Here is a 12,900-nt window from a genome sequence, read left to right on the forward strand (position 1 = left end):
CGACCATGAACGACCGACCGACCGACCCGCAGCCGGCCGACCGGCCGGTGCGGGTCATGGTGGTGGACGACCACCCGATGTGGCGCGACGCCGTCTCCCGCGATCTCGCCGAGTCCGGCTTCGACGTGGTGGCCACCGCCGGTGACGGCGAGGAGGCCGTCCGCCGGGCCCGTGCCTGCTCCCCGCAGGTGGTGGTGCTCGACCTCAACCTGCCCGGACTGTCCGGCGCCGAGGCCTGCCGTCAGGTGGTCGCCCAGGACCCGACGGTGCGGGTCCTGGTGCTCTCCGCGAGCGGCGAGCACGCGGACGTGCTGGAGGCGGTGAAGTCCGGCGCGACCGGTTACCTCGTCAAGTCGGCCGGGCGGGAGGAGCTGCTGGACGCGGTGCGCCGCACCGCCGTCGGCGACGCGGTCTTCACCCCGGGCCTGGCCGGGCTGGTGCTGGGGGAGTTCCGCCGGCTGGCCGCCGAGCCGGCCGCCCCGACGGCTCCCGCCGTCCCGCAGCTCACCGCCCGGGAGACCGAGGTGTTGCGACTGGTCGCCAAGGGCCTGTCCTACCGGCAGATCGCCGACCGGCTGGTGCTCTCCCACCGCACGGTGCAGAACCACGTCCAGAACACCCTGGGCAAGCTCCAGTTGCACAACCGGGTCGAGCTGGTCCGGTACGCGATCGAGCAGGGGCTGGACGACGAGATCTGACCCGGCGCCCGGAGCCTGACGGGACCGGACGGGACCTGACGGGGCGTGCGGCGGCCGCGTGCGGACCGGGCGGGGGCGCGCTGCGGCGGGCCCCCGCCCGGGGCGGGGTCAGCGGGTGACGGCCGACGCGTCGCGCAGCAGCCCGGCGACGATCCCCACGCCCTCCCGGGTGAGCACCGACTCCGGGTGGAACTGGAGCCCGGCGAAGCCCGGTCCGCGCAGCGCGTGCACGTCCCCGGTCAGCGGGTCGCGGGAGACCTCCACGCCCTCGGCGGCCAGCCGGGCCGCGTCCTCGGCCGAGCAGCGGGCGGTGAAGGTGTTGTAGAAGCCGACCGTCCGCCTGGTCCCGAAGAGGTCGACGGTCTCCTGGGCCCCCTGGTAGGGCACGTCCTTGCGGGCCAGCGGCAGGCCGAGCGCGGCCGACAGCAGCTGGTGGCTGAGGCAGACGGCGAGCAGCGGCGCGGTCCGCCGGCCGGCCCGGACGGCGGCGAGCGCGTCGGTGACGATCGGGCGCAGCACGGCCATCTTGGGGTCGTCGTCGGCGGCCGGGTCGCCGGGGCCGGGGCCGAGCACCAGCGGGCCGGGGTGGGCGGCGACCCGCGCGCGCAGGCCGGGTTCGTCGTACCGGACCACGGTGACCCGGTGGCCGAGCGAGGTCAGCAGGTGGGCCAGCATGGCGGTGAAGGTGTCCTCGCCGTCGACCACCAGGGTCTCCAGCTCCTCGGTGACCTGCGCGGGCTGCTGCATCCGCAGCCAGAACGGGGCCAGCCCGGCGCGCCGGGCGTCCAGCGCGGCCTGGACGCGGTGGTCGTCGCCGAGCCGCGGGCCCGTCGGGCCCGGGCGCCGGGAGGGGGTGGGGCGGGCGCCGATCGCGGTGAGCACCCCGGCCGCCTTGGCGTGGGTCTCGGCGACCTCGGAGTCGGGGTCGGAGTGCCGGACGAGGGTCGCGCCGACCCGGACGGCGAGGCGGCCGGTGGCCGGGTCGATGTCGGCGGCGCGGATGCAGATCGGTGAGTCGAGCAGCTGGCCGCCGCTGGCGGAGCGGCCGATCAGGGCGAGCGCGCCGGAGTAGTAGCCGCGCCCGCCGCGCTCGTACCGGCGGATCACCCGGGTCGCGTTCTGCACCGGGCTGCCGGTGACGGTGGCGGCGAACATGGTCTCCTTGAGCACCTCGCGGACATCCAGCGAGGTGCGGCCGCGCAGCTCGTACTCGGTGTGCGCGAGGTGGGACATCTCCTTGAGCCGGGGGCCGAGGACCTGACCGCCGAGGTCGCCGACGGTGCACATCATCTTGAGCTCCTCGTCGACCACCATGGTCAGCTCCTCCAGCTCCTTGGCGTCGTGGAGGAAGGTGAGCAGCGAGTCGAGGTCGGCGCCGGCGGCCGGGTAGCGGTAGGTGCCGGAGATGGGGTTCATCACGACCGTCCCGCCGCTCTGCCGGACGTGCACCTCGGGCGAGGCGCCGACCAGGACGCGTTCGCCGGTGTGGACCAGGAAGGTCCAGTAGGCGCCGCGCTCCTGCTCCAGCAGACGGCCGAAGAGGGTGAGCGCCAGAGCGGGGGAGAAGTCCTCCAGCGTGGCGGTGAAGTCGCGCCTGATGACGAAGTTGGCGCCCTCGCCGCGCCCGATCTCGTCCTCGATCACCCGGCGGACGATCGTGGCGTACTCGTCGTCGGCGATGTCGAAGGCGCCGCCGGTGAGGGTGACGGGGGACCGGGGGAGGGCGTCGGCCAGGTCGGCCAGCGGCACGGCGTACTGCTCGGTGACCGAGAGCGCCTGGAGCGGGGTGTCGTCGTCGTGCGCCTCGAAGCCGCGTTCGCGGATCTGCCGGTAGGGGACCAGCGCGAGCAGGTCGTGGACGGGGCCGTCGGCGGGGACGCCGTGGCGGACCGGCAGGTCGGCCAGCCGGTCGTACCGGCCGACGGTGCCGAGCAGGACCTCGACGGTGTCCGGGGCGGTGCGGGGGGTGCGGCGGTGCAGCAGGGCGAAGGCCGGTGCGTCGGGGCCGGTGAGACGGGCGAGGAGATCGGCGGCGCTGGTCACGGTGCGGCGTTCCTTCCGGGTCGGTTGCGGTGCTGGAATCCGCTCCCGGGAGGGTCGTCCGCTGAAACGCCGACGGCCGCCCCGAGGGGCGGCCGTCGTGTTCGTCTAGGAACGCGCGATACGTGGGCCACCCAGGGGGTCGGCCCACCACCAGGAGGAGGTGCGCGGTGCGTTCACGGGATCGAGCCTAGCGGATGGCACGGGTGGCCGGGTGAGGAGGATCACCGGAAATTTGTCCGGCGGATGTCTCACCCCTCGGGCAGTGGTCACAAAACGGTCGGCGCACCCCGTAGCCTTGCCCGTGTGACCGTGACGACTGAGACATCCCGGATTGGCCACTCCTGGCAGTCCCTGCCCGCGGCGCAGCAGCCTGAATGGCCGGACCAAGAGGCTCTGCGCAAGACCCTTGCCGAGCTCGCCTCGTATCCGCCGCTCGTCTTCGCCGGTGAGTGCGACCAGCTGCGCGCCCGGCTCGGTGCCGTGGCCCGAGGCGAGGCGTTCCTCCTTCAGGGCGGCGACTGTGCCGAGGCCTTCGACGGCGTCTCGGCCGAACACATCCGCAACAAGCTGAAGACGCTGCTCCAGATGGCGGCCGTGCTGACGTACGCGGCCTCCGTCCCGGTGGTGAAGGTCGGCCGCATCGCCGGCCAGTACTCGAAGCCGCGCTCCAAGTCGACCGAGACCCGCGACGGCGTGACCCTGCCGGTCTACCGCGGTGACTCGGTGAACGGCTTCGACTTCACCCCGGAGTCCCGGATCCCGGACCCGGAGCGCCTGAAGCGGATGTACAACGCCTCCGCGGCGACGCTCAACCTGGTGCGCGCCTTCACCACCGGCGGCTACGCGGACCTGCGCCAGGTGCACGCCTGGAACCAGGACTTCGTGCGCAACTCGCCGGCCGGCCAGCGTTACGAGCAGCTCGCCCGCGAGATCGACAACGCGCTGGCCTTCATGAACGCCTGCGGCGTGGCGCCGGAGGAGTTCAAGACCGTCGAGTTCTTCTCCTCGCACGAGGCGCTGATCCTCGACTACGAGACCGCGATGACCCGGGTGGACTCCCGGACCGGCGATCTGTACGACGTCTCCGGCCACATGGTCTGGATCGGCGAGCGCACCCGCCAGCTGGACCACGCGCACATCGAGTTCGCCTCGAAGGTGCGCAACCCGATCGGCGTGAAGCTCGGCCCGACCACCTCGGTCGACGAGGCGCTCACCCTGATCGAGCGGCTCGACCCGGAGCGTGAGCCCGGCCGGCTCACCTTCATCACCCGGATGGGCGCGGGCAAGGTCCGCGACCACCTGCCCACCCTGGTGGAGAAGGTCACCGCCTCCGGCGCCCAGCCGGTCTGGATCTGCGACCCGATGCACGGCAACACCTTCGAGGCGTCCAGCGGTCACAAGACCCGCAGCTTCGACGACGTGCTCGACGAGGTCAAGGGCTTCTTCGAGGTGCACCGCGCGCTCGGCACCCACCCGGGCGGCATCCACGTGGAGCTGACCGGCGACGACGTCACCGAGTGCGTCGGTGGCGGCGACGAGGTGCTGGTCGACGACCTGCACCAGCGCTACGAGACGGCCTGCGACCCGCGGCTCAACCGCAGCCAGTCGCTGGACCTGGCGTTCCTGGTGGCCGAGATGTACCGCGGCGGGAACTGAGCGTCCGCCCCGGGCCGCCCGGGCCGCCGCCGAGCGGCGCACCGCGCGGACGATGTGACGAAAGCCCCTCCGGATTCGGGACTCCCGAGTCCGGAGGGGCTTTTTCGCACCCGGATCGCCGGGTAAGGTGAGGCTTAGTGAGCTAAGGCAATCCTTAGTCAAGATCCATTCCGCTTCACCCCCGGGAGAGACCGCGATGTACGTGTGCATGTGCCATGCGGTCACCGAGGCCCAGGTGAAGAAGGAGATCGACGCGGGCGCCAACACGCCGCGCCAGATCGCCAAGGGCTGCAAGGCGGGCACCGACTGCGGCTCCTGCGTCCGCCGGATCCAGGCCCTGCTCGGCGAGCACGGCGCACGGCCCTGCCCCACCGCCCGGCTCGCCGTCAGGCTGGGGCTCGCCGACCCGGAGGCGCCCGACGAGCCGGCGGTCGCTCCGATGGGCCCGATGGCTCCGCTGCGCGCGGCCTGAGCCGGGACTCAGGACTCCGGCTGCTCGATCAGCTGGGCGAGGTACAGCGCCTCCCCGAGCCTCTCCAGCAGTTCCAGCTGGGTGTCGAGGTAGTCGATGTGGTGCTCCTCGTCCGCCAGGATGGACTCGAAGATGTTGGCCGAGGTGACGTCGTTCTTGGCCCGCATCACCACGATCCCGCGCTTCAGCCGGTCGATCGCCTCGACTTCGACCTGGCGGTCGGCCTCGAACATCTCCTTGACCGTCTGGCCGATCCGGACGTGGAAGAGCCGCTGGTAGTTGGGCAGGCCGTCCAGGAAGAGGATCCGGTCGGTGAGGACCTCGGCGTGCTTCATCTCGTCGAACGACTCGTGCCGGGTGTACTTCGCGAGCTTCGTCCAGCCGAAGTTCTCCTGCATCTTGGCGTGCAGAAAGTACTGGTTGATTGCGGTCAGCTCGGCGGTGAGCTGCTCGTTCAGGAACTCGATGACTTCTGCGTCGCCCTTCATGGCGCTGCCTTCCTCTGTGCGTCCGGGAAACCTCGGCCGTACCCTCCGGCTGCACGCATCCTGGCACCGGGGCGGGAGGAAATTCCAGTAAGTTCACACTCACTAGGACATGTGTCGGAATATCCGATTTGCTTGTCCGTTGGCCCGTACGGGCGGGGCGTGCGGGCCTGGAAAGGGGCGCGCGCAGGGCGCCGTCCGCCGTCTGTCACCATGGGATCCATGGGTCAGTCCGAACAAGAACCGCCGCCGCCGTCTGACCCGAGACTCCCCCCGGGCCAGCGCGCCCGACGCGGCTGGCCTGCGCTGCACTACGGTCCGGTGCCCCGCTTCAAGCCGCTGACGTGGGACCTCCAGGTGTTCGGTGCGACCGCCTCGGCGGAGAAGCACAGCTGGGACTTCGACGGGTTCACCGCACTGCCCCGCACCACCGTCCGTGCGGACCTCCACTGCGTCACCAAATTCTCCGTGCTCGACAGCGAGTGGACGGGCGTGTCGGCCTCCGTCCTGCTGGAGCTGGCACCGCCGGCCGAGGACGTCAGCCACGTCATGGTCTGGGCCGAGTACGGCTACAGCGCCAACCTGCGGCTCGCCGACTTCGCCGACCCGGCGACGATCCTCGCGACCCACCGCAACGGCGAGGCCCTCACCGCCGAGCACGGCTTCCCGGTCCGACTGGTCGTCCCCGGCCGGTACGCCTGGAAGGGGCCCAAATGGGTCCGCGCGGTCGAGTACATGCGGGCCGACCGGCGGGGCTTCTGGGAGGAACGCGGCTACCACAACCTGGCCGACCCCTGGCAGGAGCAGCGCTACTCCCACCAGGAGGAGCCGGGCGACGGGCCACTGCGCTGACCGCGCGGGCGGCCCGGCCGGCCGCGGCCGGCTAGAGGAACGGGAACGTGACCGTGACCACGGTGCGCTGAGGACGGCGCTCCCCGGCGGCCGGCGACTGGCCGGAGACCTTGCCGGTGCCGAACAGGTTCACCCCGCTGCTCTGCATGGCGAACCCGGCGGCCTGGAGCGCCTTCTCGGCCGCCTCCTTCGACATCCCGGCCACGTCCGGGACGGCCACCATGCCCTTGCTGACCACCAGCGAGACCGGCGTGTTCTCCGCGACCTGCTGCCCGGCCGCCGGTGAACTGCTGATCACCGATCCCTCCGGGACGGTGTCGCTGTGCGTCTCGGTCACCGTCCCGGCGGCCAGCTGCGCACCGGCCAGCGCCGAGGACGCCTGCGCGGACGGCTTGCCCGCCAGCTCGGGCACCGCGATCCGCTTCGGCCCCCGGGACACCGTGACCGTCACGGTGTCGCTCTTCCGGGCCCGCGCGCCGACGCCCGGGTCGGTGGAGATCACCAGCCCCGACGGCACGGTCTCGCTGTACACCTCGGTGAACCGGCCGTGCATGTCGGCGCCGTCCAGGATCCGCTGGGCCTCGGCCCGGTCCTTGCCGAGCACCCCCGGCACGGTGCCGTACAGCGCGCCGGAGAGCGCGTACGTGGTGCCGCCGACCAGCAGCACCAGGGCGGTCAGCACGGCCGTCCAGATCAGCGGCCGGCGGGGGAGGCGGCGCAGCCGGCCGGGGGCCCGGCGGGAACGGACCGGCGGCGGCTCGTCGTACGGGCGCGGCTCGGCGAGCAGCTGCTCCATCACGTCCGGCGGCACGTCCAACACGCTGGTCCGCTCGACCGGGCGGCCGGCGGCGATCACCGAGGTGGGCTCGGCGGTCGGGTACTGCGGGCTGGGCCGGGTGGAGGCGGGCGGTTCGGCGTCCAGCTGGTCCGGGGTGAGCGTGCGGCGCACCCGCTGGAGGGCGGCGAGCAGCTCGACCGCGTCGTGGGGGCGGGCCGCGCGGTCGCGGGCGCAGGCGCCGGCCACTATCGCGTCCAGCCCGGGGCCGACGCCGGGCACGTCGGCGGAGGGGGCCGGAACGTCCTCGTGCAGGTGGCGGTACATCACCTGGACGGGGTTCTCGCCGGTGTGCGGGCGGTGTCCGGTGAGCATCTCGTAGAGCAGGATGCCGGCCGCGTAGACGTCCACCCGCTGGTCGGTCTCGTCGCCCGGTCGGATCTGTTCGGGCGCCAGGTAGGAGACGGTGCCGAGCACGGTGCCGGCGGTCGCGGCGGTGGAGGCGCCGTCGGCGGTGTTCAGCACCCGGACCAGTCCGAAGTCGGCGACCTTGACCAGGCCGTCGTCGGTGATCAGCACGTTCTCGGGCTTGACGTCGCGGTGGACCAGGCCGGCCCGGTGGGCGGCGCCGAGCGCGGCGAGCACCGGCTCCAGGATGTCCAGCGCGGCCCTGATGGAGAGCGCGCCGCGGTCGCGCAGCAGGTCCCGGAGGGTGCCGCCGGGGACGTACTCCATGGCGAGGAAAACGTTTCCGCCGTCCGCGCCCTGGTCGAAGACGTTGACCACGTTCGGGTGGGCGAGCCGGGCGACCGCCTTGGCCTCGCGGATGAACCGGGTCGTGAAGGCGGTGTCGCCGGCGAGCGTGGGGTGCATCACCTTGAGCGCCACGACCCGGTCGAGCCGGCTGTCGGTGCCCTGGTAGACGGTGGACATGCCGCCGGCTGCGATGCGCCGCTCGACCAGGTACCGGCCGTCGAGCAGGGTACCGATCAGGGGGTCGCGCAGTGCCATGTCCACCCGGCGAGTCTAGGGCTTGGGCCCCGGCCGGCCCCGGGAGGCACCGCTCCCGGGGCCGGTCTGTGCCCGGTTCGTGACACCGTGCGGCGGCGCCGGTGCCGGGGCCGCGTCGGAACGCCGGGTCAGAACGCCGGGTGCTCGCGGGTGTCCAGCTCGGCCCGGCCGGCCATCGCCGAGGAGGCCTCGGCGTGGAAGCGGCGCGGGATCCGGCCGGCCCGGTAGGCCAGCCGGCCGGCCTCGGCGGCGTGCCGCATCGCGTCGGCCATCAGCACCGGGTCCTGGGCGCGGGTGACGGCGGAGGCGAGCATCACGGCCGCGCAGCCCAGCTCCATCGCGAGGGCCACGTCGGAGGCGGTGCCGGCGCCGGCGTCCAGGATCACCGGGACGCCCGCGCTCTCCACGATCAGCTGGAAGTTGTGCGGGTTGCGGATCCCCAGGCCGGAGCCGATCGGCGAGCCGAGCGGCATGATCGCCGCGCAGCCGACGTCCTCCAGCTTCCGGGCCAGCACCGGGTCGTCGTTGGTGTACGGCAGGACGGTGAAGCCGTCGTCGACCAGGATCTCGGCGGCGTCCAGCAGTTCGATCGGGTCCGGCAGGAGGGTCCGCTCGTCGGCGATCACCTCCAGCTTCACCCAGTCGGTGCCGAGCGCCTCGCGGGCCAGCCGGGCCGTCAGCACGGCCTCGCCGGCGGTGAAGCAGCCCGCGGTGTTGGGCAGCACGCGGATGCCGTTGCGGGTCAGCACGTCGAGGACCGAGCCCTGGGTGGCGGCGTTGACCCGGCGCATCGCCACCGTGGTCAGCTCGGTGCCCGAGACCCGCAGCGCCTGCTCCAGGACCTCCAGGCTGGGGGCGCCGCCGGTGCCCATGATCAGGCGCGAGCCGAAGGCGGTACCGGCGATGGTGAAGGCGTCGTCGGCCATGTCAGCCTCCCTGGACGGCGGTGAGGATCTCGATCCGGTCGCCGGCGGAGAGCTCCGTGCGCGGCCAGTCGGTGCGTGGCACCACGGTCTCGTTCAGCGCGGCGGCGACCCCGGAGTGGGCCCGGCTGAGGGTGGCCACCACCTCGGCGAGGGTGGTCGGGGCGGCGACCGTCCGGGGCTCGCCGTTGACGTGCAGGGTGATGTCGCTCATGCGGGGACCTTCGTGAAGCGGGCGGGGGAGAACGGCTCGGCGAGGTCCGGCGTCACGCCGGTGGCCAGGTACTCGGCGAGCAGGTCGCCGGTGACCGGGGTGAGCAGCACCCCGTTGCGGTAGTGACCGGTGGCCGCGACCAGGCCGGGCAGCGCGGTCGGGCCGAGCAGCGGCGCGTTGTCGGGCGAGCCCGGGCGCAGACCGGCGGCGGTCTCGGTCAGCGGCAGCTCGGTGATGCCGGGGACCAGCTCGTGGGCGTCGCGGAGCAGCTCGTACACGCCGCCGGCGGTGACCGTGGTGTCGTACCCCTGCTCCTCGCTGGTGGCGCCGATCACCAGCTCGCCGTTCTCCCGCGGCACCAGGTAGAGGTGCTGCCCGCGGACCACCGCGCGGACGTTGCGGGAGAGGAACGGCCGGTACGCCTCGGGGACCAGCAGCCGCAGGATCTGGCCCTTGACCGGGCGGATCGCCGGCAGCACGCCCTCCGGCAGCCCCGGCAGCAGGTGGCTGCGGGAGCCGGCGGCGAGGACGACCTGGTCGGCGGTGACGCTCTCGCCGGTGGACAGCCGGGCGCCGACGGCGCGGTCGTGCTCGACCAGCAGTCCGACGGCCTCGGCGCGGTGCAGGAGCACGCCTGCGCGCTCGCAGGCGCGCACCAGGGCCCCGGCGAGCCGGCGGCCGTCCACCTGGTGGTCGTCGGTGACGTGCAGGCCGCCGCGGACGCCCGGGGCGAGCATCGGCTCCAGTCGGCGGGCCTCGCGGCCGGTGAGCCACTGCGAGTCCAGGCCGAGCCTGCGGTGGAAGTCGTGCAGTTCGCGCAGTTCCGCGCGGTCGTCGGAGTCCAGGGCGACCGCGATCGTGCCGCACTGCCGGTAGCCGGTGTCCTGGCCGCCGCTCGCCTCGGTGAGCTCGGCGGCGAAGGCCGCGTAGCGCTCGTTGGACGCCATGCCGAGGCGCAGCAGCGGCTCCTCGCCGTACTGGAGCTCGGTGACCGGGGCGAGCATCCCGGCCGCGACCTGGGCGGCGCCGCCGCCGTGCGCCGGGTCGGCCACGACCACGCGGAGCCCGCGCTGGGCCGCCCGCCAGGCGACCACGAGTCCGATGACGCCGCCGCCTATCACCAGCACGTCGGCCTGGGCGCCTTTCGCCAAGCGTGTCAAAGTCGCTGCTCTCCCTTCGCCGGTATGACCCGGATCAGGTTCGGACGGTCGCAGGCCGTTCCAGCCCGCCTCTCAGCCCGGTACGCCGGGCTCCCGTGATGGTGCCCCCACCATAACTCCGGGGGGTGCGGCCGTTGAAGGCGCGTACGAGGGGCGGAACGGGCCCCGGGCGGGCCGCCCGGACCGGACCGGAGGGCCCGGGGCCGGGCTGGGTACAGTGACGGGCGTGGCGGACAAGAGCGGGGCGGACCGGACGGATCAGGTGGTCGTGGTCGGCGCGGGGCTGGCGGGTGCCCAGTGCGCCCTGGTGCTGCGGCGCGACGGCTGGCAGGGGCGGATCGTGCTGGTCGGCGCGGAACCGCACGCGCCGTACGACCGGCCGCCGCTCTCCAAGGACGTGCTGCTCGGCAAGGCCGACACCACCGCCCTCGACATCGACTTCGGGCAGCTGGACGTCGAGCTCCTCACCGGCCGCCGGGCCACCGGCCTCACCCCCGGCGTCCTGCACACCGACGCCGGCGACCTGCCCTACGGCTCGCTGGTGATCGCCACCGGCGCCGAACCGCGCGCCCTGCCCGGCGCCGAGCGGGCCCACCTGCTGCACACCGTGGACGACGCGCTCGCCCTGCGCGCCCTGCTCCGCCCGGGCCTGCGCCTGGTGCTGGTCGGCGCGGGCTGGATCGGCGCCGAGGTGGCCACCGCCGCCCGGGCCGCCGGCTGCGAGGTGACCGTCGTCGAGGCGGGCCCGGCCCCCGTCCCCGGCGCCCTGCCCACCGAGATCGGCCGGGTGATGGCCGGCTGGTACGCCGAGGCGGGGGTCGAGCTGCGCTGCGGCGTGGGGGTCGCCGCCGTCGAACCGGGCGCGGTGCTGCTCGCGGACGGCTCGCACCTGCCGGCCGACGAGGTGGTGGTCGGCGTCGGGGCCCGCCCGGCGACCGGCTGGCTGGCCGGCTCCGGCGTGGAGCTGGACGCGGCCGGCGCCGTCCTGGTGGACGAGCGGCTGCGCACCGGCCTGCCCCGCGTCTTCGCGGCCGGCGACTGCGTCAGCTACCCCTCGGCGCGCTCCGGCGTCCGCCTGGCCGTCCAGCACTGGGACCACGCGCTGCAGTCCGCCACGGCGGCGGCGGCCTCGGTGCTCGGCACGGACGCGCCGCCGTACGACCCGGTGCAGTACTTCTGGTCCGAGCAGTTCGGCCGCAGGGCGCAGTACGCCGGGCGGCACGCCGAGGGTGACGAACTGCTCTGGCGCGGTTCGCCGGACGGGCCGGACTGGTCGGTGCTCTGGCTGCGCGACGGCGCCCTGCGCGCGCTGCTCGCCGTCGACCGCCCGCGCGATCTGACCCAGGGCCGACGGCTGGTCGAACGCGGTGCGGTGCTGGACAGGGCCCGTGCGGCGGACCCCGCGGTACCGCTGAAGTCGGCCGTCGCCGGGTAGTCCGCGGGGCCGATTGGTGCGCGGCGGGCCGCGGAGGTGGCAGTCTGGTGACGTGAGTGAGATCGAAAGCAAGATTGAAGCCCTGGTCACCGACTGGATGTACCTGCCCGACATCTCGGAGCAGTGGGGGGTCCGGGTCACCGAGGTGCGTGACATGGTCAAGCACGGCGGACTGATCGCCGTGCGCCGCGGCCCGAACAGGTCGCTGCAGGTCCCGGCCGCGTTCATCGACGGCACCGGGCTGGTCAAGCACCTGTCCGGAACGCTGACCGTGCTGCGCGACTGCGGCTACAACGACGTGGAGATCCTGGAGTGGCTCTTCACCGAGGACCCGTCGCTCCCCGGCAGCCCGATCCAGGCGCTGCAGGAGAACCGCGGCACCGAGGTCAAGCGCCGCGCCCAGGCGATGCTGATCTGATGGCGGCCGACACCCGGCGTCGGAGTCTCGCCGACGCCCGGCTCTACCTGTGCACCGACGCCCGCCGTGAGCAGGGCGACCTCGCCCAGTTCCTCGACGCGGCGCTGGCCGGCGGGGTGGACATCGTCCAGCTGCGGGACAAGGGCCTGGAGGCCAGGCAGGAACTCGCGGCGCTGGAGGTCTTCGCCGACGCCTGCCGGCGGCACGGCGCGCTGCTCGCCGTCAACGACCGCGCCGACGTCGCCCATGCGGCCGGACCGGACGTGCTGCACCTCGGGCAGGACGACCTGCCGGTGCCGGCCGCCCGCGCGATCCTCGGCGACGACGTACTGATCGGGCGGTCCTGCCACGCCGAGTCCGAGGTGGACGCGGCGATCGCGGAGCCCGGCGTGGACTACTTCTGCACCGGGCCGGTCTGGCCGACCCCCACCAAGCCGGGCCGCCACGCGCCGGGCCTCGGCCTGGTCTCGTACGCGGCCGGGCGGCCCACCGACCGGCCGTGGTTCGCCATCGGCGGCATCGACCTGGGCAACCTGGACGAGGTGCTGGCCGCGGGCGCCCGCCGGGTCGTGGTGGTCCGGGCGATCACCGGCGCGGACGACCCGGGGGCCGCGGCCGCCGAGCTCGCCCGCCGGCTGCGCGCCGTCTAGCCGAAGCCGGGCGGCCGTCCGGCGCCCACGCCCGGGACCGCCGTCCGGGGTGCGGGCGTTCGGGGCGCGGCCGTGGGGGCGGGGGGCCGCCGCCCCCACGCCCACCCG

Annotated in this window: 13 protein-coding genes and 1 riboswitch; of the genes, 7 read left to right on the top strand and 6 right to left on the bottom strand. The window is 73.9% G+C overall.

Features of this window, described 5'->3' with window-relative positions; genetic code table 11:
• Positions 1–5: 5 nt before the first annotated feature.
• Entirely contained in the window at positions 6–698 is a 693-nt protein-coding gene (locus ABZY91_RS33530; protein WP_329882176.1) for a response regulator transcription factor, read from the top strand.
• 108 nt (positions 699–806) lie between these two features.
• Here the strand turns inward: ABZY91_RS33530 and ABZY91_RS33535 are convergent, their stop codons facing one another.
• Complete coding sequence (locus ABZY91_RS33535) at positions 807–2,741, bottom strand: anthranilate synthase family protein (protein ID WP_355406936.1); 1,935 nt, start codon at positions 2,739–2,741, stop codon at positions 807–809.
• Between the two features lie 303 nt (positions 2,742–3,044).
• On the opposite strand from ABZY91_RS33535, the gene ABZY91_RS33540 reads away from it, so the two are divergent.
• Together ABZY91_RS33540 and ABZY91_RS33545 are read left to right on the top strand one after the other, a co-directional pair.
• Positions 3,045–4,397, top strand: a complete 1,353-nt coding sequence (locus ABZY91_RS33540; protein ID WP_329882174.1) for a class II 3-deoxy-7-phosphoheptulonate synthase — start codon at positions 3,045–3,047, stop codon at positions 4,395–4,397.
• A gap of 196 nt (positions 4,398–4,593) precedes the next feature.
• Complete coding sequence (locus tag ABZY91_RS33545) at positions 4,594–4,869, top strand: (2Fe-2S)-binding protein (protein WP_329952021.1); 276 nt, start codon at positions 4,594–4,596, stop codon at positions 4,867–4,869.
• A gap of 8 nt (positions 4,870–4,877) precedes the next feature.
• On the opposite strand, the gene bfr is transcribed toward ABZY91_RS33545, so the two are convergent.
• Entirely contained in the window at positions 4,878–5,357 is a 480-nt protein-coding gene (bfr, locus tag ABZY91_RS33550) for a bacterioferritin (protein WP_329882172.1), read from the bottom strand.
• Between the two features lie 219 nt (positions 5,358–5,576).
• On the opposite strand from bfr, the gene ABZY91_RS33555 reads away from it, so the two are divergent.
• Positions 5,577–6,206, top strand: coding sequence for a molybdopterin-dependent oxidoreductase (locus tag ABZY91_RS33555; protein ID WP_329882171.1), 630 nt, complete (start codon positions 5,577–5,579; stop codon positions 6,204–6,206).
• Positions 6,207–6,237: 31 nt separating this feature from the next.
• Here ABZY91_RS33555 and pknB read toward each other — a convergent pair whose 3' ends face one another.
• The 4 genes from pknB to thiO form a co-directional block, all read right to left on the bottom strand.
• On the bottom strand, positions 6,238–7,992 hold the full coding sequence (pknB, locus tag ABZY91_RS33560) for a Stk1 family PASTA domain-containing Ser/Thr kinase (protein ID WP_355406943.1): 1,755 nt from the start codon (positions 7,990–7,992) through the stop codon (positions 6,238–6,240).
• Between the two features lie 128 nt (positions 7,993–8,120).
• On the bottom strand, positions 8,121–8,918 hold the full coding sequence (locus tag ABZY91_RS33565) for a thiazole synthase (protein ID WP_329882170.1): 798 nt from the start codon (positions 8,916–8,918) through the stop codon (positions 8,121–8,123).
• A 1-nt stretch (position 8,919) separates the two neighbouring features.
• Positions 8,920–9,129: a sulfur carrier protein ThiS gene (gene thiS, locus ABZY91_RS33570; protein ID WP_329882169.1), complete on the bottom strand. Its 210-nt coding sequence runs from the start codon at positions 9,127–9,129 to the stop codon at positions 8,920–8,922.
• Positions 9,126–10,280, bottom strand: a complete 1,155-nt coding sequence (thiO, locus tag ABZY91_RS33575) for a glycine oxidase ThiO (RefSeq protein WP_329952022.1) — start codon at positions 10,278–10,280, stop codon at positions 9,126–9,128. Before thiO ends, thiS begins: the two co-directional genes overlap by 4 nt.
• A 3-nt stretch (positions 10,281–10,283) precedes the next feature.
• Positions 10,284–10,396, bottom strand: a riboswitch (TPP riboswitch).
• Between the two features lie 119 nt (positions 10,397–10,515).
• On the opposite strand from thiO, the gene ABZY91_RS33580 reads away from it, so the two are divergent.
• From ABZY91_RS33580 to thiE, 3 genes are read left to right on the top strand one after another with little or no spacing between them, the layout of a single operon-like run.
• Entirely contained in the window at positions 10,516–11,724 is a 1,209-nt protein-coding gene (locus ABZY91_RS33580) for an FAD-dependent oxidoreductase (protein WP_355406940.1), read from the top strand.
• Between the two features lie 52 nt (positions 11,725–11,776).
• On the top strand, positions 11,777–12,142 hold the full coding sequence (locus tag ABZY91_RS33585) for an Rv2175c family DNA-binding protein (RefSeq protein WP_329882166.1): 366 nt from the start codon (positions 11,777–11,779) through the stop codon (positions 12,140–12,142).
• Positions 12,142–12,792 (top strand): thiamine phosphate synthase, encoded by a 651-nt coding sequence (thiE, locus tag ABZY91_RS33590; RefSeq protein WP_329882165.1) that lies wholly within the window; start codon positions 12,142–12,144, stop codon positions 12,790–12,792. The genes ABZY91_RS33585 and thiE overlap by 1 nt, the downstream gene beginning before the upstream one ends.
• The last annotated feature ends 108 nt before the right edge of the window (positions 12,793–12,900 follow it).

This window comes from Kitasatospora sp. NPDC002965, assembly GCF_040611255.1.
In the GTDB taxonomy this organism is placed as follows: domain Bacteria; phylum Actinomycetota; class Actinomycetes; order Streptomycetales; family Streptomycetaceae; genus Kitasatospora.

Bases quoted from the DNA above. Each gene is read 5' to 3' on its own strand.
- ABZY91_RS33565 (WP_329882170.1), bottom strand. From the start codon at position 8,918: ATGGCCGACGACGCCTTCACCATCGCCGGTACCGCCTTCGGCTCGCGC.
- ABZY91_RS33530 (WP_329882176.1), top strand. From the start codon at position 6: ATGAACGACCGACCGACCGACCCGCAGCCGGCCGACCGGCCGGTGCGG.
- thiE (WP_329882165.1), top strand. From the start codon at position 12,142: ATGGCGGCCGACACCCGGCGTCGGAGTCTCGCCGACGCCCGGCTCTAC.
- ABZY91_RS33545 (WP_329952021.1), top strand. From the start codon at position 4,594: ATGTACGTGTGCATGTGCCATGCGGTCACCGAGGCCCAGGTGAAGAAG.
- thiS (WP_329882169.1), bottom strand. From the start codon at position 9,129: ATGAGCGACATCACCCTGCACGTCAACGGCGAGCCCCGGACGGTCGCC.
- ABZY91_RS33555 (WP_329882171.1), top strand. From the start codon at position 5,577: ATGGGTCAGTCCGAACAAGAACCGCCGCCGCCGTCTGACCCGAGACTC.
- pknB (WP_355406943.1), bottom strand. From the start codon at position 7,992: ATGGCACTGCGCGACCCCCTGATCGGTACCCTGCTCGACGGCCGGTAC.
- bfr (WP_329882172.1), bottom strand. From the start codon at position 5,357: ATGAAGGGCGACGCAGAAGTCATCGAGTTCCTGAACGAGCAGCTCACC.